We start from the raw sequence: 22,713 nt of genomic DNA on the forward strand, positions 1-22,713 counted from the left end.
AAAGCATGCTGTCAACTGATTAAAGTCAAGTTTATCATTTAATTGCTGCACCTATCTTTCGTGTGTAAATTGAGTCTTATGAATAATACACTTCCCTACGTTTCGGCAGCTGAGGCTGTAAAACATATTCAATCTGGCGACCGCGTATTTGTACACGGCAGCGCAGCCACACCCCAATGCTTGTTAAAAGCGCTGGCATCCAATTGTGAACAGCTTAGGCAGGTGGAGATAATTGCTGTAAGTACTTTAGGTGAATTAGAAATTGCCAAGCCAGCTTTTAAGGATCGCTTCTATTTTAACTCACTCTTTGTATCTGAAAACATCAGGGAAGCTGTTAATGGTACCAATGGTGAATACATCCCGATTTTTTTGAGTGAAATATCAAGATTGTTTGAAAAAGGTATACTACCCATAGATGTAGCCATGATTCATGTATCATTGCCAGACAAGCACGGTTTCTGTTCTTTGGGTACTTCAGTGGATGTTGCTAAATCGGCAGTGAAGCATGCCAAAAAAATTATTGCTCAAATTAATCCGAACATGCCGAGAACTTTGGGGGATGGTTTTGTACACATTAATCAGTTTGCTGCTATGGTAGAATGTAATGATGTGCTTCCTCAGGTTCGTTACAGTGATCGCATTTCTGAATCTGAAAAAATTATAGGCGCTAAGATTGCAGAATTGGTGGCTGATCGTTCCACCTTGCAATTGGGTATTGGTGCCATTCCTGATGCCGTACTGCAATCACTGACACATTGCAAAGACCTGGGCGTACATACTGAAATGTTTTCGGATGGCGTAATTGACCTTGTAAAAAAAGGTGTTGTTACCAATGCCTATAAAAAGAAACACAGAGGAAAAACCGTTGCTGCTTTTGCCATAGGCACCGACAAACTTTATCACTTTATAGATGATAACCCTAGCTTTGCATTTTTGGAAGCCGATTATGTAAATGATACACGCGTTATTCGGGCAAACCCAAATGTAGTGGCAATCAATAGTGCTATTGAAATAGATTTAACCGGACAGGTATGCGCAGACTCTATTGGTACATATCAATTCTCTGGCGTAGGTGGTCAGATGGATTTTATCAGAGGTGCTTCGTTATCCGATAATGGTAAACCAATCATTGCTTTATGCTCTGCTACTAAGAGGGGCGAATCTAAAATTGTTCCCCATCTGAAAACAGGTGCTGGTGTGGTCTCAACAAGGGCTCACGTTCATTATGTAGTAACAGAATATGGTGTTGCCTATCTCTATGGAAAGAATCTTCACCAACGTGCGCTGGAGTTGATGAAGATCGCTCATCCTGCCAATCAGGAAATGTTAGAGAAAGAAATTATCGCTCGCTTTGGCAGTAACCAATACCGTATGGGTTAATTATTCGCTACGCAGATTATTGGTTGGGTTGGCAACGGCTGCTCTGGTAACCTGAAGCAGTATAACTGAAAGGGTTACCAGTAGTAATCCAACACCCGTCAGTACAAAAATCATATACCCGATCTCTACATGATACGCATAGCCTTGCAGAAAATTTTGCATGAGGTAGTATGCAGCAGGACATCCAAGCAACAATGCTACACTGGTGAGCAGTATAAATTCCTTACTCATCATGGCTATCAGGTTTGGTACGGTGGCACCCAATACTTTGCGGATACTGATCTCCTTCTTCTTGCGCTCGGTTGCGTAGGCGGCTAAGCCTAATAAACCCAGTGATGAAATAAAGATGGCCATTACGGTAAAGCCTGCAGAGAGTTTGCCTATTACTTGTTCTTGTCTGTACAGCTTTTCGTATTGACTATCCAGGAAAGTATATTCAAAAGGAAATTGCGGACTGGCTGTCTTCCATACGCCTTCCATTGAAGCCAAAACTTCCTGCGTTCTGCCCGGTTCAACCCTTACATAATAAGTACCGGTCCATTCGGGGTAGCAAAGTAAAACCATCGGATCCATGGCTTCACTTAAGGAGCGACCATGGAAATCTTCAACAATGCCGACAATTTTTCCCTCTATACCCCATTGATTGATTGAAAGTCCGATAGGATTTTCAACATTCATGAGTGAGGCAAGCTTTTTGTTAATAATTACATTGGCGGTATCATTAAGTGCTTCAGAAAAGAAGCGCCCTTCTGCCAGCGTAAAGTTCATGGTTTCCATAAAGTCGTAGCCTACAACCAGTGTTCTCACATACAAGCGACTGTCTTCGCTTTTGCCGGGCCAAGAAAAAGAGCTATTCTGATTTGGTATTTCAACCAGGCTTTGATTGGAGGTAGCGGCACCGCTTACACCTGGAATTTTTTCAAGCTGATTTTTTAGTAATGTAAAATCCTTTACACCCCTGCCTGAAAAAGTAATAACATTTTCTTTATTGTATCCCAGATTTTTAGATTGTATAAAATCAATCTGTTTATACATTACCAGTGAGCTAACAATGAGCACGACAGAAATCGCAAACTGAAAAACAACCAATGTCTTACGCAAGGAACTTCCTCTCGCTGCAGATCCCGATGCTCCCTTTAAAGCACCAATAGGATTAACACCAGAAAGTATGAGTGCGGGATAGGTGCCGGCCAATATGCCGGTGAGGAGTATAATGGATATAATTGGAATAAAATATTCGGGTTGCAAATAATGAATACCAATTTGTTTATTCACCAGCGAATTAAAAAATGGTAATGCAATTTCAGCTATACCTAATGCAAGCAACATAGATAAGGCAGCTACTAAAACAGACTCGCCAATGAATTGAAATGTGAGTGACCAGCGTTGTGCACCAATGGATTTACGTACGCCAATTTCTTTATGGCGTACAGCAGCCCGCGCAGTAGCCATGTTCATAAAATTGATACAAGCAACCAGTAAAATAAATACAGCTACTACACTAAATATTTGTACATACTTGATTCTGCCACTTACAGGAAATCCGTTCTCGAATGAGCTATATAGATACCTGTCGGCAAAGGGTTGTACATAGTAAGTCAGCCTCTTTTTATCTTCATCTTTCAGCTCCAGTATTTTGGCCACATGGTCATTTATCTTTTGTTGTGTTTCTTTAATATTGAACTCAGTGCTTCTAAATTTGAAATAAAGGGGATAATCGCTGTTTCCCCAGTCTTGTGGTCTGTACTTTTTATGTACGTCAAAGTGTGCAATAAACTCAAACTGCATACTGGATTGATCTGTTACGTCCTCCATCACAGCAGTAACCATCAAGTCGTTCTCTGATCGAACCTTCACTACTTTACCAATAGGATCTTCGTTACCAAATATTTTTTTGGCCAGGCTATTGGTCAATACAATTGAAGACGGGTTAGGTAATGGGTTATTTGCATCTCCCGCTATTATTTTATAACTGAAAATTTTAAAAAAATCAGGATCAGTAAAATAGCCACCTGGTAAAAAGGTAAGATCCTTGTATTGAAATAAACGAGGACCATCATTGGCTACATGTGCTACATATTCAACCTCAGGGATACCGGTTTTTATTGCTTCGGCTAAAGGCCCTGGTGTTGAGTGCCAGGTAATAGTGCCTTCAGGATTGTTTAAATTCAAAACTACATGCTGAATACGATCAATGTCAGCGTGAAATTTGTCTTTACCGATTTCATCAGAAATCCATAAATAGATTACAAAAGTGCAAGCCAGGCCTACCGCAAGACCAGCAACATTTAAAAAGGAGAAAAAGCCTTGTCGTAAAAAACTCCTGATGGCAACTGAAAAGTAATTCTTAAGCATATGCTAATCTATAAAGCAGTATGCAGATTCCAAGAATAAAGCCAATTCAAAAAATTGAAATTCTTACGCACTAACGGTATAAATCTGTGTTCAAACAATTCAAATTCGAACAAAAATGACCGGATACGGACGTTTTATACAGCTACGTTAATGAATGAGGTGAGCTTTTCAACAGCTGTGTCAATGTGTTCTACAGTATTGTATTTACTGAACGAGAAACGAATAGCGCCACGCTTTGAATTAGGATAAAGTGCACCTAATACATGCGAACCTGTTGTAGCACCACTTGAGCAGGCACTGCCTCCTGAAGCAGAAATGCCTTGGAGATCGAGGTTGAAGAGCAGCATATCGTTTTCTTCAGACTCAGGCAAGCTTACATTCAGTACAGTGTATAAACTCTTATTCAGATTATCGGAGTCTCCATTAAACAACACACCAGGAATATTCGCCTTCAATTTTTCAATCATGCGCGACTTCAGTTTTGTAATGTATTGCTCATGTTCGTGCATTTCGCGGTAAGCGATTTCCAATGCTTTAGCGATACCGATTATGCCATAAACATTTTCAGTACCTCCACGCATGTTGCGCTCCTGTGCACCACCATGAATAAACTGTTCGATCTTATGATCTTTCTGAATGTACATGAAGCCTATACCTTTTGGCCCATGAAATTTATGAGCAGCAGCAGTCAGGCCACACACATGCAGTTCTTTCATGTTGTGCGCATAATGCCCCATGGTTTGCACCGTGTCAGAATGGAAGAAAGCTTTGTACTCTTTTGCCATTTCGCCTACTCGTTTTAGATCGAGGAGATTACCAATTTCATTATTGGCATGCATCAGAGAAATAAGTGCGTTAGGGTATTGTTTTAAAAGTGTTTCAAGGTGTGTCAGGTCTACATGACCTTTCTCATCCAATTGAACATGGTGCAATTGAACGATTCCCTTCTTAGCTAAAATTTCTAAAGTATGTGTAACGGCATGATGTTCTATGGGTGTAGAGATGGCGTGTTTGATGCCATAGGTTTGTGCACCACTTACAATTAATGCGTTGTCTGCTTCTGTACCTCCAGAGGTGAAAATAATTTCCCCGGGTGTGCAATTCAAAAGTTCAGCAATTTTCTTTCTACTCGATTCAATAGCTGCTCTTACTTTTCTGCCATGGGCATGCGTAGATGATGGATTACCGAAATCCTCCAGCATGAAAGGCTTCATAGCCTCAAATACTTCAGGATCGAGGGCAGTAGTGGCAGCGTTGTCGAGATAGATTCTCATGTTCCGGAATTCAATATTTCAAACTTCAAATTATAAATTGGCGATGCGCTTAATGTCGTCAATAATACGTTGAGCCAAGGCATCTGCTTTTTTCTCATTTTGCGATTCCGCATAAATGCGGATGATGGGTTCGGTATTACTTTTACGCAAGTGTACCCATTCTTTCTCTGCTTCAAAATCAATTTTAACACCATCAATGGTATTCACTTTTTCAGCAGCGTATTTTTTCTTCACCTCCTCCAGTACTTTGTCTACATTGATCTGAGGCGTTAATTCAATTTTATTTTTAGAAATAAAGTAGGCCGGATAAGTCTTGCGAAGTTCAGAAGCCTTCATCTTTGACTTAGCCAAATGTGTTAAGAATAAAGCAATACCCATCAGGGCATCTCTTCCATAATGTAAATCGCCAAAAATGACACCACCATTTCCTTCACCGCCAATCACAGCATTCGTTTCTTTCATGGCGTTTACCACATTTACTTCACCAACGGCAGCTGCTTTGTAAGTTCCTCCATGTTTTTCCGTTACATCGCGCAAGGCACGTGTAGAGGATAAGTTAGAAACGGTATTGCCTTTGCGCTTACTTAAGATGTAATCAGCCACCGCAACTAAAGTATATTCTTCGCCAAAAGGCTTACCATCTTCCTGCACCAAAGCCAGACGATCAACATCCGGATCAACAATGATACCTAAGTGACATTTCTCAGCTTTTACTTTCTTACAAATTGCTTTTATATTTTCAGGTAATGGTTCCGGATTGTGCGGGAATTTACCATTGGGCTCGGTATACATCCCTACAATCTTTTTCACACCTAGGGCTTTCAATAATAGCGGCACTGCAATACCACCGGTTGAGTTAACAGCATCAACCGCTATTTTAAATTTTGCATTTTGAATGGCCTTAACATCAACCAATTTATTTTTTAAAATCAGTGCAATGTGTTTTTTAATGTAAGTGTCATTCTGAGTGTACTTACCGAGTTTGGTTACTTCAGCAAAATCAAAAGCTTCCTGTTCTGCTAGTTTTAATACAGCAGCACCATCATCACCTGATATAAACTCCCCCTTTTCATTCAATAGCTTTAAAGCATTCCACTGAATCGGATTATGACTGGCTGTCAGAATAATTCCACCCCCTGCTTTTTCTAATGGCACTGCAATTTCTACGGTAGGTGTGGTTGATAGACCAAGGTCAATCACATCTAAACCTAAGCCTTGTAAGGTAGAGCTTACCAATGCACTGATCATCTCACCGGAAATTCGGGCATCGCGACCAATCACTACTTTTTTACCATTACGCGATTTTATCCAGGTGCCAAAAGCAGCTGCAAATTTTACTGCGTCAATGGGTGTTAGATTATCACCAGGTTTACCACCAATGGTGCCGCGGATGCCTGAAATCGATTTAATAAGGGTCACAGAAAGTCAGTTAAAATTGTACGCAAAAATAGCAAGAATAAAGCAGTAAGAATACAGCGTATAGAATACAGTATATAGTATATAGAATTGATAGGGTAAGAATAGTTGACAGTTGACAAGATTCAATTGACAACTGTGAATAAGCCGGGCAATATGAAAATATTACTTCCCGATCTTGGGCATCTCTACTGGAGGGCCTGAGGGGCTGGCACAAGCATCGCCTGCATTAACGGTTTTACCACAAAATCCGCATTGTACACCCTCCTTATTTAACCAGGGGCTTTGCGAGGCACAAGTACCACGGAACTCGCCATTCTTTACAAAAAACAGCCTCACCGACATTAAAGCGAAAAAGAGAGCAAAAACCCCGAGTGTAAGCAGAAAAACAGTCATGATAATAGCGGTTTACGAAACTTGAATAACGAATTTTACAGCCGTTGTAAAGATACAACCAAAGCCTTATTCAATTAGTTTATCTCCTATGAAAAAACCTTATTCAGCTCCAGATCCTAACCGCGAAGAAAAATTAAAGGCTTTTGATCGCCTACTCACCGTCATGAATGAGTTACGCGAGAACTGCCCCTGGGATAAAAAGCAAACACTGGAAAGTTTAAGGCATTTAACCATAGAGGAAACCTACGAACTATCCGATGCCATTCTTGAGGGCGACTTAACTGAAGTAAAAAAAGAGCTGGGTGATTTAATGTTGCATAATGTGTTTTATGCACGCATTGCCTCAGAGCAAAACAAGTTTGATATAGCCGATGTGCTTAACAGCATCTGCGATAAACTGATTGAGCGCCACCCCCATATTTATAGTGATGTGATTGCCAATGACGAGGCTACCGTAAAAGCCAACTGGGAGAAAATCAAGTTGAAAAGCGGGAACAAGTCGGTACTGGAAGGTGTGCCTAAATCACTCCCTGCTTTGGTAAAAGCCATTCGCATACAAGACAAAGCCAGAGGGGTAGGTTTTGACTGGGAGAAGAAAGAACAGGTATGGGAAAAGGTTGAAGAGGAGATGCAGGAGTTTAAGCAAGAATTTAATGCTGCTACTAATGAAGCCATTAATAAAGAAAAGGCCATGGCTGAATTTGGCGATTTATTGTTTTCGTTGGTGAACTATGCCCGCTTTATTGACATAGACCCTGAGGAAGCATTGGAACGCACCAACAAAAAATTCATTAAACGTTTTCAGTACCTGGAAATCGAATCAGCTAAAGACGGCAAGAAAATGGGTGAAATGAGCCTGGCCGAGATGGATGAATACTGGAATAGGGCTAAAAAGTTATAATATTTATACCCTTAAGGGTATAAATATATAACTACAAACTATTATTATACCCTAAAAGGTATAAAATATGAATTATAATTATATTTATACCTCATCAGGTATAAAATGGAGGTCAATAAGGTTTCAGAATTTATTAAAAAAAGACGCAAAGTTTTGGGTCTTACACAGACTGAGCTTGCAATAAAAGCAGGAGTTGGGCTTCGTTTTATAAGAGAGATTGAGCAGGGGAAGTCAACGTTGCGAATGGATAAGGTAAATGAAGTTTTAAAGTTATTTGGTCATGAATTAGGTCCAATTCATATAGACCAATCATCTCATTAATACAATGCGTAAGGCAAAAGTTTTTATGCATAATGAACTAGCGGGAGTACTCCTTGAAAATGAAGAAGGCTACACTTTTACCTATGATGCTAATTATCTAGCCGATCAAACTAGTATACCCGTTAGTCTGACTTTACCTATAACAAGTGAACCTTATTACAGCAAAATTCTTTTCCCATTTTTTGATGGCTTGATTCCAGAAGGATGGCTACTTGAAATTGCAGAGAGAAATTGGAAGATACAATCGCGAGATAGGATGGGCCTTCTTTTAGCATGTTGTCGCGATTGCATCGGAGCCGTAAGTATAATAGAAGAAGTATGAGTGCACGATGCCTATACTGCTATAAAACACTTACCTCTTCAGAGGTGGATTTTCATAAGGCTTGCGCTCGAAAAATCTTTGGAGGAACCGTTGTTCCCACATTGGATTTTGGTGAAAGTGAAATGCAAGGGCTAGCAGAAAAGATTGTAAGAAGTCAGTTTGCGCTTACTGGGGTACAACCTAAACTTTCTCTTGAAATAGAAAAGAATCGCAAAGATGCCGTTGCTCGATTTACCATAGTTGGATTGTGGGGGAACTATATACTTAAACCACCTACCAATAAATTTCCTTCTCTACCCGAGATAGAAGATTTAACGATGCACTTAGCTGAATTAACTGGCATTGGAACAGTGCCACATACGCTAATTCGCCTAAGCTCAGGGAACCTCGCATATTTAACAAAAAGAATTGATCGTGATAAGAAAAGTAAACTGCACATGGAGGATATGTGTCAGTTAACCGAAAGATTAACAGAACATAAATATCATGGTTCCTATGAACAAGTTGGGAAGGCTATTTTACGTTATTCAAAAAATCCAGGATTGGATACGATCAACTTTTTTGAACAAGTACTATTTAGCTTCCTTACTGGCAATGCAGATATGCATTTAAAGAATTTTTCGTTGTTGAATGCACCCGGTATCGGCTATACATTATCCCCTGCTTATGATCATGTTGCCACAAAACTACTCATGCCTGAAGATGATGAGGATTTGGCGCTGACCCTTAACGGTAAGAGAAATAAAATTAAAAAAGCTGATTTTGAAGAGGCTGCAACTAAACTGAATATATCTGTACGAGCGCGAGAAAATTCCATTAATAAATTCAAGTCACTTCTTCCAATATGGAAAGATTACATCCATACAAGCTTTCTTTCTGAAGAGCTTAGGCTAAAATACATCGAATTATTAGAGAGCAGATGGACCAGAATTTTTTAAGTCAAAGACTACTCTTCGTACATAATCGTTAACTCTACTCTTCTGTTCAAAGCTCTTTCGTCTTCATTTTTGTTTGCATTCAGTGGATCACGCATACCTTTACCATCTGCCAAAATACGGTCGGGTGCTACACCTTGTTCAACAATGAAATTCCTTATCATTTCAGCACGATAAATAGAAAGCTTCAAATTGAATTTATCAGAGCCAACATTATCTGTATGCCCCACCAATTTTATTTTTAATTGAGGATTATCCAGCAAGGCTTTTGATAAATCTTTTAAATATTGCGAAGATTCATCGTCCAGGTCAGCACTATTAAATTCAAAATTAAAGTGCAAGGTAGTTTTTTCAATTATGTATGGTTCATGTTTAAGCGAACCCGCCTGAGCCAAAGCTGCCAGAGAATCTTGTTTATGCTTTAACCGTGCACTCATTGTTTCTACCTGACTCTGCCCTGACTCAACTATAGTGGGCTTGTTCGCAGGCTTTTGTGTTGTCGAATCCTTTTTAACAACAGGTGCCTTAACCAATTTTGGAGCGGTGCTTTTTGGTGCTGCTTTTGTAACTGATTTTTTGTTTACAGATTTTCGCTTACCCTTACTTAGTACCAGTCGTCTCAATTCTACACCAATTTCTACAGCGCCAGTATTGGCTGTACTACCACGCCCTGCTGGGAAATCATAACTTAGACCTAAAGCCAATGTCTCACGTTGAAACTGCACTCCTGTTATCACAGATCTTCCGGGTATAAACTTTGTTAAAAAGTTTACATGGTCATTAAACCCTTTCGACTTTGTTGTTAACTCATAGCGTGTAATTGCTCCAGTGTTAAACAGAACGGTGTTGGCGTTTAGGGTAACAAGCAACTCAGGAATAACACTAAGTTGCCCTTTTTTATAAGCCCTGAAGCCAAGAGTACCTACAGCTGTACTGCTTAATGTATTGGTTTCTTCAAGAAATGAGTCGTTTGGTTTATTAAAATCAAAAAATGATATGCCAAAGTATGATTGCACATTACCTCTTCTATCAACTTGCTGCCAATACAAACCCAGGTTTAAAGAAACATAGCTGGTTCGCAAGGTAGCATTGTCTTCACCATTAAAGACAGATTCGTCAAAACCGCGATCAGGTATAAACTGAGCGCCTGTAAAAAGCCCATCTAAATTTAATCGCTTGCTTTGATACAGGACTTTTGCTCCTAAAGATAGTGTTTGCCATTTTGAAAGTGTTGCATTGACAGCATAAGATAAAGCTGTTTCTTGTGTTTGAAATAAGGCTTGTTGTCCTGTACGGTCATCCATGAACGATAGACCAACGCCCGACCAACGCTTCCCATTTCTGGCAAGGATAGGGTAAGAAACATCTAGAAAATTGCTATTTAAATTAAATCCTGCAGCTGTAGGCTGATGGCGAAAATCAACACTTGCAGAAGCGTAATTACTATTGGCAACTAGAGCAGGGTTAATTCGCTGCTTGGTAAAGTTGTATTGACTGAATTGAAAATATTGTGCATACCCTTGATTCAATAAACAACATAGCAAAGCAATCCATAATGTTTGTATCAGCATTCTCATCGTACCAATACAATTGACCCTTCAGTTTTACCATTTAGCTTAACTTTTTCTCCGGAAGCCATTGATCCAGTCACTTTCCAAAAATACACACCAGGGGGTTGTTGTAACTCATTGCGCGTTCCATCCCAACCTTGTTGTGTAACTTGTTGCATGTTACTTGTTTCGTACATGAGCTTACCTTCTCTGTTATGAATTGAAAAGGTAAATGAAGAGATTGTTGACAGCCCATAAATTTTAAGCGCATCATTTTTACCATCACCATTCGGTGTAAATAAGCTCGGCACGAATCCTGTATCCTCCACTAAAACTTTTATTGATGCCTGTGCACTACAGTTTAAGGAGTCATATCCGGTTACGATGTAATTTGTAGTTACTATTGGTGATGCTACCGGATCAGGAAGTGTGGCATCCGTTAAACGATCTGCTGGTATCCACTGCCATCTTTCTGCACCCGATACATTCAATTGAACGTCTTGTCCTTTTAAAATGATAAACTCATTTTCAGCAACAGACAGCACCGGTTTACTTATACGAATCGCTGTTCTTCTTGAAATCGCACAACCTAAATCGTTTTGTACAGTTGCAAATAGACTATCTGGTGTAGTAACTAAATAATCAATACTATCCTAGCCACTTAAGTCTCCTCTTAACAAACTACTCCAGGCAACTGACTCCCAGTCAGTTTCAGCACCAAATTTTATTGTTTGGCCTTCACATGCGTAACGGGTGTAGAACTCTTTCTTAGTTGTATTTACTATTTCTAATACAAATATTTTAAGGGCTGCACAACCAACAGCAGTTGGATCAAAGTAAAATAAAGTGTCAGGCTCTTGTGCCAGAAATTCATGAGCATCTTTTAATCCTAAAAAACCTTGTGCGAATGAAAACCAAACAGATTGAGGCGGTGAGGAGAGTCTTACCTGTTCATTCGTACAAGCCTGCAGGATTTCAGTTTCACTATCACTGCAAATTGAGGCCCCTGATATACATAGTCCACCATCATTTGAAAAAGTGGTAAAGGAATTATCGATAGCCTGAATAGCAAAGGAAAGCGGTATCGAAGAAAGGTTATTGTAAAGTTTAAAGTTTTGAGTGCCTGCATTTCCATGCGAAACTTTTAGTCTACGCTCATTTAATACATCGAACTCCCCCATTTGAAGTGCCACCGAGCCCTCAAGCATTATATCATATGTTAGCGATGAGTTTACGGTATGATCATCTGCGGCTACATTCCAATAAAGAAAGAATCTATCGAAGATCGGAATGGCCCAACCTTTTGATGGCGGTAGAGGCCCCTCATTTACACTTGCATTATTACGAAGTATTCTTAGTGCCGGTGAAACTGATTCAAGCAATTGAACCACATCAAGATCGCCATCGAGATCCATGTCTGCAAAATGTTGCTCAATAATACTGTCGTAAAGCAGTGTATCATAAGTTCCGTTTGTCTGTATTAGGTTTAAGTTTTCGCCTGAAAAGTTTTTTCCAATTATATGAATGTCAGACAAACCATCCGAATCAAAGTCTGCTATAAAAGTGCGTGCGTCCGAAAGTTGTAGAATACTATCCTTTACAGCGTAAGCTCCATTCTTACTCAGTAAGAGCCTGTTAATGTAATTTCCGGTTTTGTCAATTCCAGAAAAAGAAATATCAAAAAAACCATCCCCATTCAAATCTCCTGAAGAAGAAGTACCTATCCAGTCCTGACCACTTGTTGATGTAAATTTATAATCCCCAGCATTAATCAAGAAACCGGTAAAAATAGAATCCGGATCAAACCTGCCACTAACAAAAATATCTGTGTTGCCATCATGGTTTGCATCGAATGCATCTATTGATGATGCATCCAATTTTAATGTATCACCTATGGCTTCCCAGGTATTTACCTGACTTTCTTTCAGAAAAACCAAGTGCATGCCTCCTGAAATCTGTGTGTTTCCAATAAGTTCACTTTTGCCGTCATTATTCAGATCAGTAAATATTGATTTTGTAAACGGAGGGAGGCCAATTTCTTCTGTTACAAATAAAAAACTTCCTGACTTGCGTAAAAGTCGCGTGGGCGATCCAAATAATATAATATCAATATCATTATCACTGTCATAGTCTCTTAATGTATAACTCACGAAATCATCTACAGCAATTGTGTTGGCTGTTATGCCCGGTGTGTTAACAGTATCACCCTTAATAAAAAGAACATAACGTGAATCATTATTTGTAGAGGCAAGCATGAATACATCTAACAGACCATCATTATCAAAATCTGCCAAATCAACTACGGTAGATTGAATAGAATCGGGTAAGGGTAGATTTTGCATTAGCTCAAAACGCTGACCCTGCACCCGGTAACATACGAGTAAAGTCATAAGTATAAATAAGTATCTCATACGCTTTAGTTATTTTTTTTAATATTTTGGATTTGAAAAGTTAAGGGCAGGGATAATCTGCTGGTTACTGGTTGATTATTTAAGGTTGCAGGCTTCCATGCAGGCATGCTAAGGATTAAACGTGTTGCTTCTTCTTCAAAGGGCTGTCCAAGGGAGTTTGTGAATTGCAAATTTTCCGGTAGCCCAGCTTTATTAATGGTAAAACTTACTGTGAGCACACCCTGAATGGAATCTTTTAGTGCTGTAGCAGGATAAATAAGTTCCTTATTAAAGTATTCATATAAATGAGCGTAGCCCTCTACAGGTTCAGCTTGAATATAAACAGGTGTTGTAGAGGGTATTGGTGTTTCTTTCTTTACCTCTGAATTTTGTTTTAATGTTTGTTTTTGTACAAATTTTTGTTCGCTACCTGTTTGATTTTGTATACTGGTAGTTATCGTATCTGTTAAAGCCTTATTATTACCTTTTTCTTCAGCCTTGATTACCTCATTAGCTTGTTTATCAGTAGTTATTTGTTCTGCATTATCTTTAGTCAGATAAAAAACAGAGAAAGCTATTCCTCCTATAATCACCATTGACATAATCAACTTTACTCCTTGCATTTTTCCAGTGCTGCTAGGCGCTGTTTTATACTTTGAAAGCAAAGCATCAAAATTCTTGAAGCGATCTATCTCTTCATCGGCTAATCCCTGACGCTTATTCATTATTGTTACTTTTGTTTTCATGTTCTCCTGATAAAATATTTCTTTAGTTTCTCCAGCGTTCTATAGGTTTTTACTTTCGCATATACTTCGGAGATATTTAAAATGGCCGCGACTTCTTTAAATGGCCTGCTTTCAAAAAAGCGTAACTCGAGCAAATGAAGTTCGTCAGGCTCAAGTCTTTGTAAAAGCTCTTCAAGTCTAATCTGTAAATGCTCTACAGAAAATTCTTCTGTCAACTCAGCGTGCAGTGCCTGCAACTGCGTTTCTTCAATAGCCACGTAACGCTGTTTTGCCTGACTTCTGAAAAAATCGTTTATTTCGTTTATGGCAATACGATACAACCAGGCCGAAAATGGCAGCCCTTTATACTGGTATCGTTTTATATTTTGAAGCGCTTTTAAAAAGACCTGAGAGGTGAGGTCAGCACAGAGTTCTTTTTCACCAACACGGTGAATAATAAATAAGAAAATGGTTTTATAATAATGATCATAGAGCGGACGAAACGCTTCGGCACTTAGCTTAGCCTGCTCAATCAGGTCTGGTTCGTTTTCAAGTGTTTTTAAAGTCCGTATCATACAAGCATTCAACCATCAAAACGGCAGATTGCAAAAAAGATACAGCCTCTCTAAAAAAATTTTAATGCTGCTTTATAGGCTAATCTTTCCATTTACGGCTTAAACTCCACTTCATCAATGGTCCGCTCGTCATGCTGGTGACGAGTGCCATAATCACTAATGAGACAAAGACTTTCTCATTGATCAAACCATTCTCCAAAGCAATCAGGCCCAATATAATTTCCATAGCGCCTCTGGCGTTTAATCCGAATCCGGCTGCTAAAGATTCTTTCCAGCTAAAACCTCCCAAACGCGTACCTAAACCTGCGCCAGTGATTTTTCCGGTAAAGGCAATGAATATGATTATTACCGTAAGTAACAAATCAAAATTTGTAATGAAGTTAACCCTCAAACCTATTGACACAAAAAATAATGGCGCGAAAATATTATTAATAAACTGGTGAACAATTTCTTTAGCTCGCTCACTAAAATGAACAGAATCACCCAGTGCCACACCCATAATAAACGCACCGAATATGGCATGTATTCCAATGTATTCAGTAAATGCCGCTGCTAAAAAACATAAAGCCAGCGAGAGAGATAACACCCCTCCAGGCCAGGCCAGTTTTTTATTTACCCAAGGCAAAAACCTATTTAAAAGTCCTCTTCCGATTGTAAGCATGAATGCTGTAAATCCTGCAGTTAGCAATATGGTATTGATCAGTGGCATGCTGTTCTCTTTACCAATCATGCCAAGTATTACAGAAAAAATCATCCAACCGATTACATCATCTACCATTGCTGAGGCCACAACCAACATACCCATGCGAGTCTTAAACATATTAAGATCCATGAGAATACGAACAATGACCGGTAGTGCAGAGATTGCCATGGCCGTACCCATAAACAGCGCAAAAACAATTCGATCTTGAGCAGTAGCTATTCCAAAAAATTCAGGAAAGAAATATGGAAAAATAAAACCTATTCCGAATGGGATAATTAAACCCATAAAGCTTGTCGCAATAGCTTGTTTGCCTTGCTGCCAAACAATATGAAGGTCAACCTCAAGTCCGGCAATAAACAAAAGCATAACAACAGAAATCTGGACTATGCCTGACAACACCACACCCGCACCACTAGGTGTCGGAAATAAGGATTCAAACCAGGCAGGCTCAAGCATGCCCAAAATTGTCGGACCAAGCAATATACCTGCTACTATTTCACCGATCACGGCCGGTTGACCAAACCTTCGCGCAATCTCTGCAAACAATCTGCCAGCTATAAGCATTACTCCAAGTTGTACCAACAGCTGTACAACATCAGCATGTGCTAATCTAACCATTGCTTGCCTCCTTTCTGCTCGATGAATTTACAACTAGTAAATTGCAAGGTAAATCTTGAAAAATATATTCAAGGTCGTGCGTAAAAACACGATCAAATAAAAAGAATTTACGCGGTGAGGCACCCACTACCAATAAATCAGCCTGTTTGCGTTGTGCAAACTTCGAAAGCTCGAATCCTGACTTGCCTGAAAGTAATTTAATATTAGTTCTTACACCCTGGTGCGGAATTTTATGCAGCAGTTGTTCTACATTTTCAATTTCAGCTTTGAGTAAACCATTGCGTACTTCGTTGTATTCTTCTTCTGTGCAATCATCAACCGAAGCCATACTTAATCCATACAATTTTACTTCGCGTACAATATGCACCCACATAGCATCATCATGCTGTGCAATGCTACAAGCCATATTCAAGGCTTCAAGTACATAGGCACTATCTTCTGCATTGACAACAATATGCTTGAATGGTTTAGGTGCCGATGCAGGATTTGTAAGCATAAGCACTGAGCAATTTGCCTTCCTTAGAATTTTGCGAGCCACTGAACCCAGGTAATGCTGCATCAGGTTTTCTTTTTTTAAAGCACCCGCTATGAGCAAATCAACGCCCTCCTCATGGCATGCTTTCAAAATACTTTCTGCGGGATCTCCCTTCTTCCACAGAATTTTAATTCGTTCTTTGTCCAAATTATAGTTTACAAGTAGCTGAGCTACTTTGTCCTCGGCTTCATTGGTTTTATCGCCTACATGGACTAACACCAAAAAGCTATTGTAGAGATGTACCAAACGCATGGCTTCAGCCATAATGGCCTCCATGCGTGGTGAAAAGGCAAGTGCCAGTCCAATCTTCCTGATTTTTGTAAATGACATCAAACACAAATAAGTAAAAATCCTGTAATTAAACGAATAGTCAACGATTGCATGGATCAATATTCGCTTTTTACACAAAACCTTGCATGCATTTTAGGAGCTGCGAAAATGGAGAAAGGCGGCACCGGTGGCTGAATACCTTTGCATTGTGAAATTGAGCCGCGTGAACTTCAAAAAGACCATTCGTAACCTGATTATTGGTGAGGGTAATTACATAGAATCCAGGGGGCAGTATAAAAGAGCCATGCTTTCCGGCCAGTTTGCGTTAATGGCTATGCTTATTTTGCTTTTATACCTGATCATCGAAATCAGCTTTCGTCATGTCAGTTTACTTGTCGCATTCGTTTACATAGTGCCCTTGTTTTTTTTGGGTTACTCCATTCACTATCATCGTAAGGGAGAGCATTGCACAGCCAACTATTTTCTGTTACCTACCATAAATATTGTAGTATACTTACTGGCTTCCAGCGAATCTCCTAACTCTGGTGCCTTCATTTTCTTTCTTTTAACCAGTATGGCCTCTTTTGTTGTGTTCGATTATAACATGCGTTTATGGTCAATACTTTTTGCAGCTTTTACTTATACACTTTTTGTATTCGCTTACTTTATTGATTTTTCATTTCTTCCTAAAAGAGATTATAGCCAGGACGAATTGTTGCTTAGTGTAATCATCAACTTTTCTATTGGCTTGCCAACAGGGGCTATGATGGTTTATCTACTTATTAATCTCAACTACTATAATGATATGCAGCTGGTGCAAAATAATAAGCTGCTTATGAAGGCCAATAACGAATTAGACCGATTTGTTTACAGCACTTCGCACGACCTTCGTGCTCCGCTTACTTCATTATTAGGTTTGATCAATATTATAGATAACACGCATGATAAGGCAGAGGCCTCACGTTACCTGGGTATGATGCGCGACCGCGTTTCTTCCCTTGATAAATTTATTAAAGACATTACCGATTACTCCAGAAACAACCGCCTTCATATAGGCAAAGAGAATATCAATTTATCAAATCTGGTTAATGAGGTATGGGAGACCTTACATTATGCCCCTGAAGCACAAAACATTCATTTCGAATCAGCGATACCCGCAGACTTAGAAGTTTTATCAGACAGAAGCAGACTGACAATTATATTATCCAACTTGATTTCAAATGCCATCCGCTACCATGATAAAAGTAAAGCGCAATGCTTCATCCGTTTACAGGTGTTGATTACAGATTTTGGCTTTTATTTAAAAGTTGAAGATAACGGTCAGGGTATTTCGCCTGAGTATCACCAGCGCGTTTTCGATATGTTTTATCGAGCCAACGAGAAGTCACAAGGTTCTGGACTTGGTTTGTACATAGTGAAAGAAACATTAGATAAACTTTCCGGATCGATACACCTTGAATCATCATTGGGTATAGGATCTACCTTTACTGTTCGATTACCTGCCAGAATAAACTAGTTGATTGCTTGATCAGTAATGGTGAGTGTATTGCCAATCAGGGTAGTGCTGTATTGCGCTAAGGGCCTCCAGGCAGAGCCGCCACTAGGGTTACCGTTGTCAAATCGAAAAGTAGATCCACAACAGGCATCATTCATATAAAGCCCTGAAGGATGAACGTTAACCGTGGCGCAAGCATCTTGTGGGCGAAAAGAGCAATTCCTTTCAAACGCCAATATTGTAGAAGCATTAAGTCTGTACAAAATGATACCCCGGGTGCCACCGGAACTTAGCTCTTTATAACCACCAACAGATTGTAGGGTAGAATAACTAGGTAAGGCGATATTAATAATGATTGGTTCAAAGGGAACCAAGGGGATTTGATCATCACTCAATTGCGTCTGGCAAGAAAATAATGACAGCACAATTAATAGAATCTGATATTCTTTAAGGCTTCGAATAATCATAAAATCCTTTACCACTTTTCTTACCCAAATGCCCTGCCAATACTTTTTGTTGTTGCACACGGCTTGGCCGGAAGCGGGGCTCCTGGTGGAATCCGTTGTATAACGAAGAAGTGACAGAAAAATTGATGTCAATCCCAATTAAATCCATCAATTCGAATGCTCCCATTTTAAAACCAGAGGCGCGCAATAATTCATCAATTTGCTGATGGCTGGCAACACCTTCTTCGACAAGTTTTAGAGCTTCAACATAAAAGTGCCTGGCTACACGGTTTACAATAAAGCCAGGCGCATCATTGGCAATAACAGACACCTTACCAATGCCCTTTACAAACTCCTCTAGTTTTTCTACTACAGTTCTATCTGTTGCGGCACCACTGATAATTTCTACCAGCTTCATCACCGGAGCAGGATTGAAGAAGTGAAGACCCGCTAAACGCTCAGGATGGCGCAAAGAAGCTGCCAGTTGCGTAATTGGAATTGATGAGGTGTTGGATGTTAAAATTGCGGAAGGCGACACCACCTTTTCTATGGCGGCAAATAGTTTTCGCTTGGCTTCTGCATCTTCCACAATGGCCTCAACCACTAAATCAGCGGGTACGTCAACTGTTTCTGTTCCTTTAATACGGCCTGCAATGGCGACTGATTCTTCCTGTGTTAGTTTATTCTTGCCAACAAGTACGGAGAGGCTTTTGTCTATGTTGAGTAAGCCACGCTGTATGAATTCCGGTTGCACATCGAAGAGATAAACAGAATAACCAGCTTGCGCACAAACCTGAGCTATGCCCTGCCCCATAGTGCCGGCACCTGCTACTAAAATTGTTTTAATGTTTTTCATTTTCAAGGCTATAAAATTCTTTAATCGATTCGCACACATAATTTATTTGCGCGTGCTGCAATTCAGGATATATGGGTAAGGAAAGTATTTCGTTTTGCAACTGACAGGCTATTGGAAAATCTTTATCACTGTGTTGAAGATAGCTGTATGCTGGCTCAAAAGGCAAGGCTAATGCATAGTGTATGTCCGTTACTATTTCCTTCTTCGATAAGTATTGTTGCAAAGCATTACGATAGTTTGCCTTTATCACAAATTGATGGTAGGTGTGTTTAGCTGTTGGAAGTTTCTTTGGTAACCGAATTTCTTTAACGGTAACTAGTTCCTCATAATACTGTTCAGCATGTTCAATTCTTGCTGAGTTCCACTGATCAATGTACTTCAATTTAACTGAAAGAATAGCTGCCTGTAGTTCATCCAACCTGCTGTTCATTCCTTCAAAAAGATGCTCGTTTTTTGTAAAACCTCCATGGTTGGCCAGTCTTCTTACCTTGTCCGCCAATACCTGGTTATTGCTCACCACACAACCGGCATCACCCATAGCTCCCAGGTTTTTTGTTGGATAAAAGCTAAAAGCGGCAACGTCTCCAACAGATCCTGCTATGGATTCATCAAAAGTTGAAAAATGTGCCTGTGCACAATCTTCAATTAAAAAAAGCTGATGTATTTCACAAAAATCCCTGAGTGCATGCAAGTCACAAGGTTGACCATAGAGGTGAACAGCGATGATCGCTCTAGTTTTTGCATTTAATTCCTTCTTTGCTTTGACCAGGTCAATAGTAAGATAGTCAGGGTCAACATCAACAAATACAGGTTTTGCACCCAATTGAGAAATAACCTCTGCTGTAGAAATCCAGCTGAGTGCTGGAGTCAATACTTCATCACCGGATTTGATACCTAAAGCCTTTAATGAGAGTAACAGTGCATCTGTACCGTTACCTACACCGATACAATTTGCCATGTTAAGTTGCTGAGCAAAAGCTTTTTCGAACTTATCTACATACTTGTGTTTGATGTAATAGCCCGAAGCCATAACATCTGCCACCACGACATCAAGTTCCTGTTGTATGCTTTTATACTGAGCGGTGAGATCAACAAAAGGCACCTTCATAACGGGCCGTTAAACTACGGTGCTGAACTGGCGTAAAAATCTGAGGTCGTTTTCAGAATAGAGTCGAAGGTCGTTAACCTGATAGCGCAACATAGTGATCCGCTCAATACCCATACCGAAAGCAAAACCGGTATACTCTTCAGGGTCTACCCCACAATTTTTTAACACATTAGGGTGTACCATGCCAGAGCCGGCAATTTCTACCCAGCCACTGTGTTTACACACGTTACAGCCTTTGCCTTTGCAGATAAGGCAGGAGATATCTATTTCAGCGCTGGGTTCCGTAAAAGGGAAGAATGATGGACGGAAACGGATCTTAGTATCCTGTCCATACATCTCCTTCGCGAAATGATAGAGTGTTTGTTTTAGGTCTGCAAAACCTACGTTTTTATCCACATATAGACCCTCTACCTGATGGAAGAAGCAGTGTGCTCTGGCTGAAATAGCTTCATTGCGGTAAACACGACCGGGCATGATGGCACGGATGGGAGGCTTTTGATCCTTCATCAGGCGTACCTGCACGTTGCTGGTGTGTGTGCGCAATAACAAGTCTTGGTCAGCTCCGTTTTGTCCTTTCTTCTCCACGAAAAAAGTATCCTGCATTTCACGCGCAGGGTGGTTTTCAGGGAAGTTAAGGGCAGAGAAATTATGCCAGTCGTCCTCTATTTCAGGGCCATCGGCCACAGAAAAACCAAGACGTTCGAAAATTTCTATAATTCGGTTGCGGGTAAGGGTAAGGGGATGCTGGTTCCCCAACTTTTCTGGTACAGGTGGCAGTGTGAAGTCAATATCCAGCGTTGCTTTAGAAGCGCTTGATTGAAGATTTTCCTGCCATTCGGCAAACTTACCCTCTGCGAGTTGTTTAAGCTCGTTTAAAGGCTTGCCAAAGCGTTGCTTGTCTTCTTTGGGGAGGGTTTTAAGGGTTTCGAAGAGTTCGGAAACCTTACCCTTTTTACTAATAAAAGCTAACCTGTAAGCTTCCAATTGTTCGGCAGAAGCCACTTGATAGTTCTCAACCTCTTCCTTTATCGCTGTTATTAATTGTTCCATTGATTTAAATGTCTTTAATGGCCTTGCGCTTCAGTATAAGTCTATCCAAAAAGACGCTTAAGATTATTGAAAAAATGAGCAAGCCTAAAAGCACCCAATTCTCCCCAAAGTTCATGGCCAAAATAGCTAATACAATATATGAAACATGGACGATGGCCAAAATTATGGTCGTTTGACTATGCGACATACCTAAACGCATGATGGCGTGATGAATGTGACTCTTATCCGGTTTTAGAGGTGATTGACCTTTAGAAAGACGGAGTATAATAATACGAGCTGTATCGATAAGTGGAATTATAATAATGCAAGCACCAGTGGCCACTGAGGCTTTAAATTTGTAATAGGCATCAACAGGAGTGGCTTGGTTAAGGTTAATGAAATGAATAACGAAAACTGATAGGGTAAGCCCAATAACCAAGGCGCCTGTATCTCCCATAAAAATCTCAGAGGGTTCCCAATTAAAAATTAAAAATGCCAGTAGCGCGCCAAACATCGAGAAAGCTAATAAAGAAAAGATAAGGTCACCCGCCAGGTAGAACCAGATTCCAAAAAACATCAGAGCGATGCTAGATATCGTTCCTGCCAGCCCATCCAAACCATCTATCAGGTTAAAAGCGTTTGTTATGACAACAATGGACACCAAGGTTAATAAATAACTCGCCCATAACGGGAATTCGTGTATGGTGAATAAACCATAAAGACCTGTTAGTCGTATATCAAAAAATAATATAAGAATAGCAATAGCAATTATTTGGCCCATTAATTTGACGGTAGCCTTCAGTGGCACCAAATCATCCCTTACCCCAATCACGAATACAATAAAAAGGGGGACCAATAGATACTTTATCGTTGATAGTTCATTAAGATCATTCCAGATAAAGGTTGAACAAAAGAAACCCAGAAATATAGCAATGCCTCCAAGAGAGGGGGTTATCTTTTTATGAATCTTCCTCCTACCGGGAATATCGACAAGATTTTTACTCAGTGAATACTTGATTACTACTGGAAGAATCAAAAAAGAGAATACAAAGGCTGTTACTGCTGATGCTACAAGATTGGCCATAGGCGCATTTTAATGCAATCTACATAAAA

22 protein-coding genes are annotated in these 22,713 nt (G+C 39.9%); 6 read left to right on the plus strand and 16 right to left on the minus strand.

Going from position 1 to position 22,713, the window contains the following annotated elements:
* Window positions 1-78: 78 nt before the first annotated feature.
* A complete protein-coding gene (locus tag ACO1XM_RS09435) occupies window positions 79-1,380 on the plus strand; it encodes an acetyl-CoA hydrolase/transferase family protein (protein WP_486228219.1) in 1,302 nt (433 codons plus the stop codon).
* On the opposite strand, the gene ACO1XM_RS09440 is transcribed toward ACO1XM_RS09435, so the two are convergent.
* The 4 genes from ACO1XM_RS09440 to ACO1XM_RS09455 form a co-directional block, all read right to left on the minus strand.
* Window positions 1,381-3,735 (minus strand): ABC transporter permease, encoded by a 2,355-nt coding sequence (locus tag ACO1XM_RS09440; protein WP_486228222.1) that lies wholly within the window; start codon window positions 3,733-3,735, stop codon window positions 1,381-1,383.
* A 134-nt stretch (window positions 3,736-3,869) separates the two neighbouring features.
* Window positions 3,870-5,009: a cysteine desulfurase family protein gene (locus tag ACO1XM_RS09445; protein ID WP_486228224.1), complete on the minus strand. Its 1,140-nt coding sequence runs from the start codon at window positions 5,007-5,009 to the stop codon at window positions 3,870-3,872.
* Window positions 5,010-5,039: 30 nt separating this feature from the next.
* Complete coding sequence (glmM, locus tag ACO1XM_RS09450; RefSeq protein WP_486228226.1) at window positions 5,040-6,428, minus strand: phosphoglucosamine mutase; 1,389 nt, start codon at window positions 6,426-6,428, stop codon at window positions 5,040-5,042.
* A 162-nt stretch (window positions 6,429-6,590) separates the two neighbouring features.
* On the minus strand, window positions 6,591-6,821 hold the full coding sequence (locus tag ACO1XM_RS09455) for a hypothetical protein (protein ID WP_486228228.1): 231 nt from the start codon (window positions 6,819-6,821) through the stop codon (window positions 6,591-6,593).
* An 88-nt stretch (window positions 6,822-6,909) separates the two neighbouring features.
* Here ACO1XM_RS09455 and mazG point away from each other — a divergent pair, with 88 nt between their 5' ends.
* From mazG to ACO1XM_RS09475, 4 genes are all read left to right on the plus strand, one after another.
* Complete coding sequence (mazG, locus tag ACO1XM_RS09460; RefSeq protein ID WP_486228230.1) at window positions 6,910-7,722, plus strand: nucleoside triphosphate pyrophosphohydrolase; 813 nt, start codon at window positions 6,910-6,912, stop codon at window positions 7,720-7,722.
* 105 nt (window positions 7,723-7,827) lie between these two features.
* Window positions 7,828-8,043, plus strand: a complete 216-nt coding sequence (locus ACO1XM_RS09465; RefSeq protein ID WP_486228232.1) for a helix-turn-helix transcriptional regulator — start codon at window positions 7,828-7,830, stop codon at window positions 8,041-8,043.
* Window positions 8,044-8,047: 4 nt separating this feature from the next.
* Window positions 8,048-8,365, plus strand: coding sequence for a HipA N-terminal domain-containing protein (locus ACO1XM_RS09470; protein ID WP_486228234.1), 318 nt, complete (start codon window positions 8,048-8,050; stop codon window positions 8,363-8,365).
* A complete protein-coding gene (locus ACO1XM_RS09475; protein ID WP_486228236.1) occupies window positions 8,362-9,303 on the plus strand; it encodes a HipA domain-containing protein in 942 nt (313 codons plus the stop codon). The genes ACO1XM_RS09470 and ACO1XM_RS09475 overlap by 4 nt, the downstream gene beginning before the upstream one ends.
* A gap of 8 nt (window positions 9,304-9,311) precedes the next feature.
* Here the strand turns inward: ACO1XM_RS09475 and ACO1XM_RS09480 are convergent, their stop codons facing one another.
* From ACO1XM_RS09480 to ACO1XM_RS09510, 7 genes are all read right to left on the minus strand, one after another.
* Window positions 9,312-10,877, minus strand: a complete 1,566-nt coding sequence (locus tag ACO1XM_RS09480; protein WP_486228238.1) for a PorP/SprF family type IX secretion system membrane protein — start codon at window positions 10,875-10,877, stop codon at window positions 9,312-9,314.
* A complete protein-coding gene (locus ACO1XM_RS09485; RefSeq protein WP_486228240.1) occupies window positions 10,874-11,395 on the minus strand; it encodes a T9SS type B sorting domain-containing protein in 522 nt (173 codons plus the stop codon). Before ACO1XM_RS09485 ends, ACO1XM_RS09480 begins: the two co-directional genes overlap by 4 nt.
* A 108-nt stretch (window positions 11,396-11,503) precedes the next feature.
* Complete coding sequence (locus ACO1XM_RS09490; RefSeq protein WP_486228242.1) at window positions 11,504-13,261, minus strand: FG-GAP repeat domain-containing protein; 1,758 nt, start codon at window positions 13,259-13,261, stop codon at window positions 11,504-11,506.
* A 5-nt stretch (window positions 13,262-13,266) separates the two neighbouring features.
* Window positions 13,267-13,986 (minus strand): energy transducer TonB, encoded by a 720-nt coding sequence (locus tag ACO1XM_RS09495; protein ID WP_486228244.1) that lies wholly within the window; start codon window positions 13,984-13,986, stop codon window positions 13,267-13,269.
* Complete coding sequence (locus ACO1XM_RS09500; protein ID WP_486228246.1) at window positions 13,983-14,540, minus strand: RNA polymerase sigma factor; 558 nt, start codon at window positions 14,538-14,540, stop codon at window positions 13,983-13,985. The genes ACO1XM_RS09495 and ACO1XM_RS09500 overlap by 4 nt, the downstream gene beginning before the upstream one ends.
* A 79-nt stretch (window positions 14,541-14,619) precedes the next feature.
* Window positions 14,620-15,861 carry a cation:proton antiporter gene (locus ACO1XM_RS09505; protein WP_486228248.1) on the minus strand — a complete coding sequence of 414 codons (1,242 nt, stop codon included), beginning with the start codon at window positions 15,859-15,861 and terminating at the stop codon, window positions 14,620-14,622.
* On the minus strand, window positions 15,854-16,726 hold the full coding sequence (locus tag ACO1XM_RS09510; protein WP_486228250.1) for a universal stress protein: 873 nt from the start codon (window positions 16,724-16,726) through the stop codon (window positions 15,854-15,856). Before ACO1XM_RS09510 ends, ACO1XM_RS09505 begins: the two co-directional genes overlap by 8 nt.
* 163 nt (window positions 16,727-16,889) lie before the next feature.
* Here ACO1XM_RS09510 and ACO1XM_RS09515 point away from each other — a divergent pair, with 163 nt between their 5' ends.
* Window positions 16,890-18,182 carry a sensor histidine kinase gene (locus ACO1XM_RS09515; protein ID WP_486228252.1) on the plus strand — a complete coding sequence of 431 codons (1,293 nt, stop codon included), beginning with the start codon at window positions 16,890-16,892 and terminating at the stop codon, window positions 18,180-18,182.
* On the opposite strand, the gene ACO1XM_RS09520 is transcribed toward ACO1XM_RS09515, so the two are convergent.
* The 5 genes from ACO1XM_RS09520 to ACO1XM_RS09540 are packed head-to-tail and all read right to left on the minus strand — an operon-like array spanning window position 18,179 to window position 22,684.
* Entirely contained in the window at window positions 18,179-18,586 is a 408-nt protein-coding gene (locus ACO1XM_RS09520; RefSeq protein WP_486228254.1) for a hypothetical protein, read from the minus strand. The genes ACO1XM_RS09515 and ACO1XM_RS09520 overlap by 4 nt on opposite strands.
* Before the next feature lie 22 nt (window positions 18,587-18,608).
* Window positions 18,609-19,463: a 3-hydroxyacyl-CoA dehydrogenase NAD-binding domain-containing protein gene (locus tag ACO1XM_RS09525; RefSeq protein ID WP_486228256.1), complete on the minus strand. Its 855-nt coding sequence runs from the start codon at window positions 19,461-19,463 to the stop codon at window positions 18,609-18,611.
* Window positions 19,450-20,571: a DegT/DnrJ/EryC1/StrS family aminotransferase gene (locus ACO1XM_RS09530; protein ID WP_486228258.1), complete on the minus strand. Its 1,122-nt coding sequence runs from the start codon at window positions 20,569-20,571 to the stop codon at window positions 19,450-19,452. The genes ACO1XM_RS09525 and ACO1XM_RS09530 overlap by 14 nt, the downstream gene beginning before the upstream one ends.
* 9 nt (window positions 20,572-20,580) lie before the next feature.
* Window positions 20,581-21,621, minus strand: coding sequence for a phenylalanine--tRNA ligase subunit alpha (gene pheS, locus ACO1XM_RS09535; protein WP_486228260.1), 1,041 nt, complete (start codon window positions 21,619-21,621; stop codon window positions 20,581-20,583).
* 4 nt (window positions 21,622-21,625) lie between these two features.
* Window positions 21,626-22,684: a glycosyltransferase family 4 protein gene (locus ACO1XM_RS09540; protein ID WP_486228262.1), complete on the minus strand. Its 1,059-nt coding sequence runs from the start codon at window positions 22,682-22,684 to the stop codon at window positions 21,626-21,628.
* Window positions 22,685-22,713: the final 29 nt, after the last annotated feature.

The organism is Chryseotalea sp., assembly GCF_057350905.1.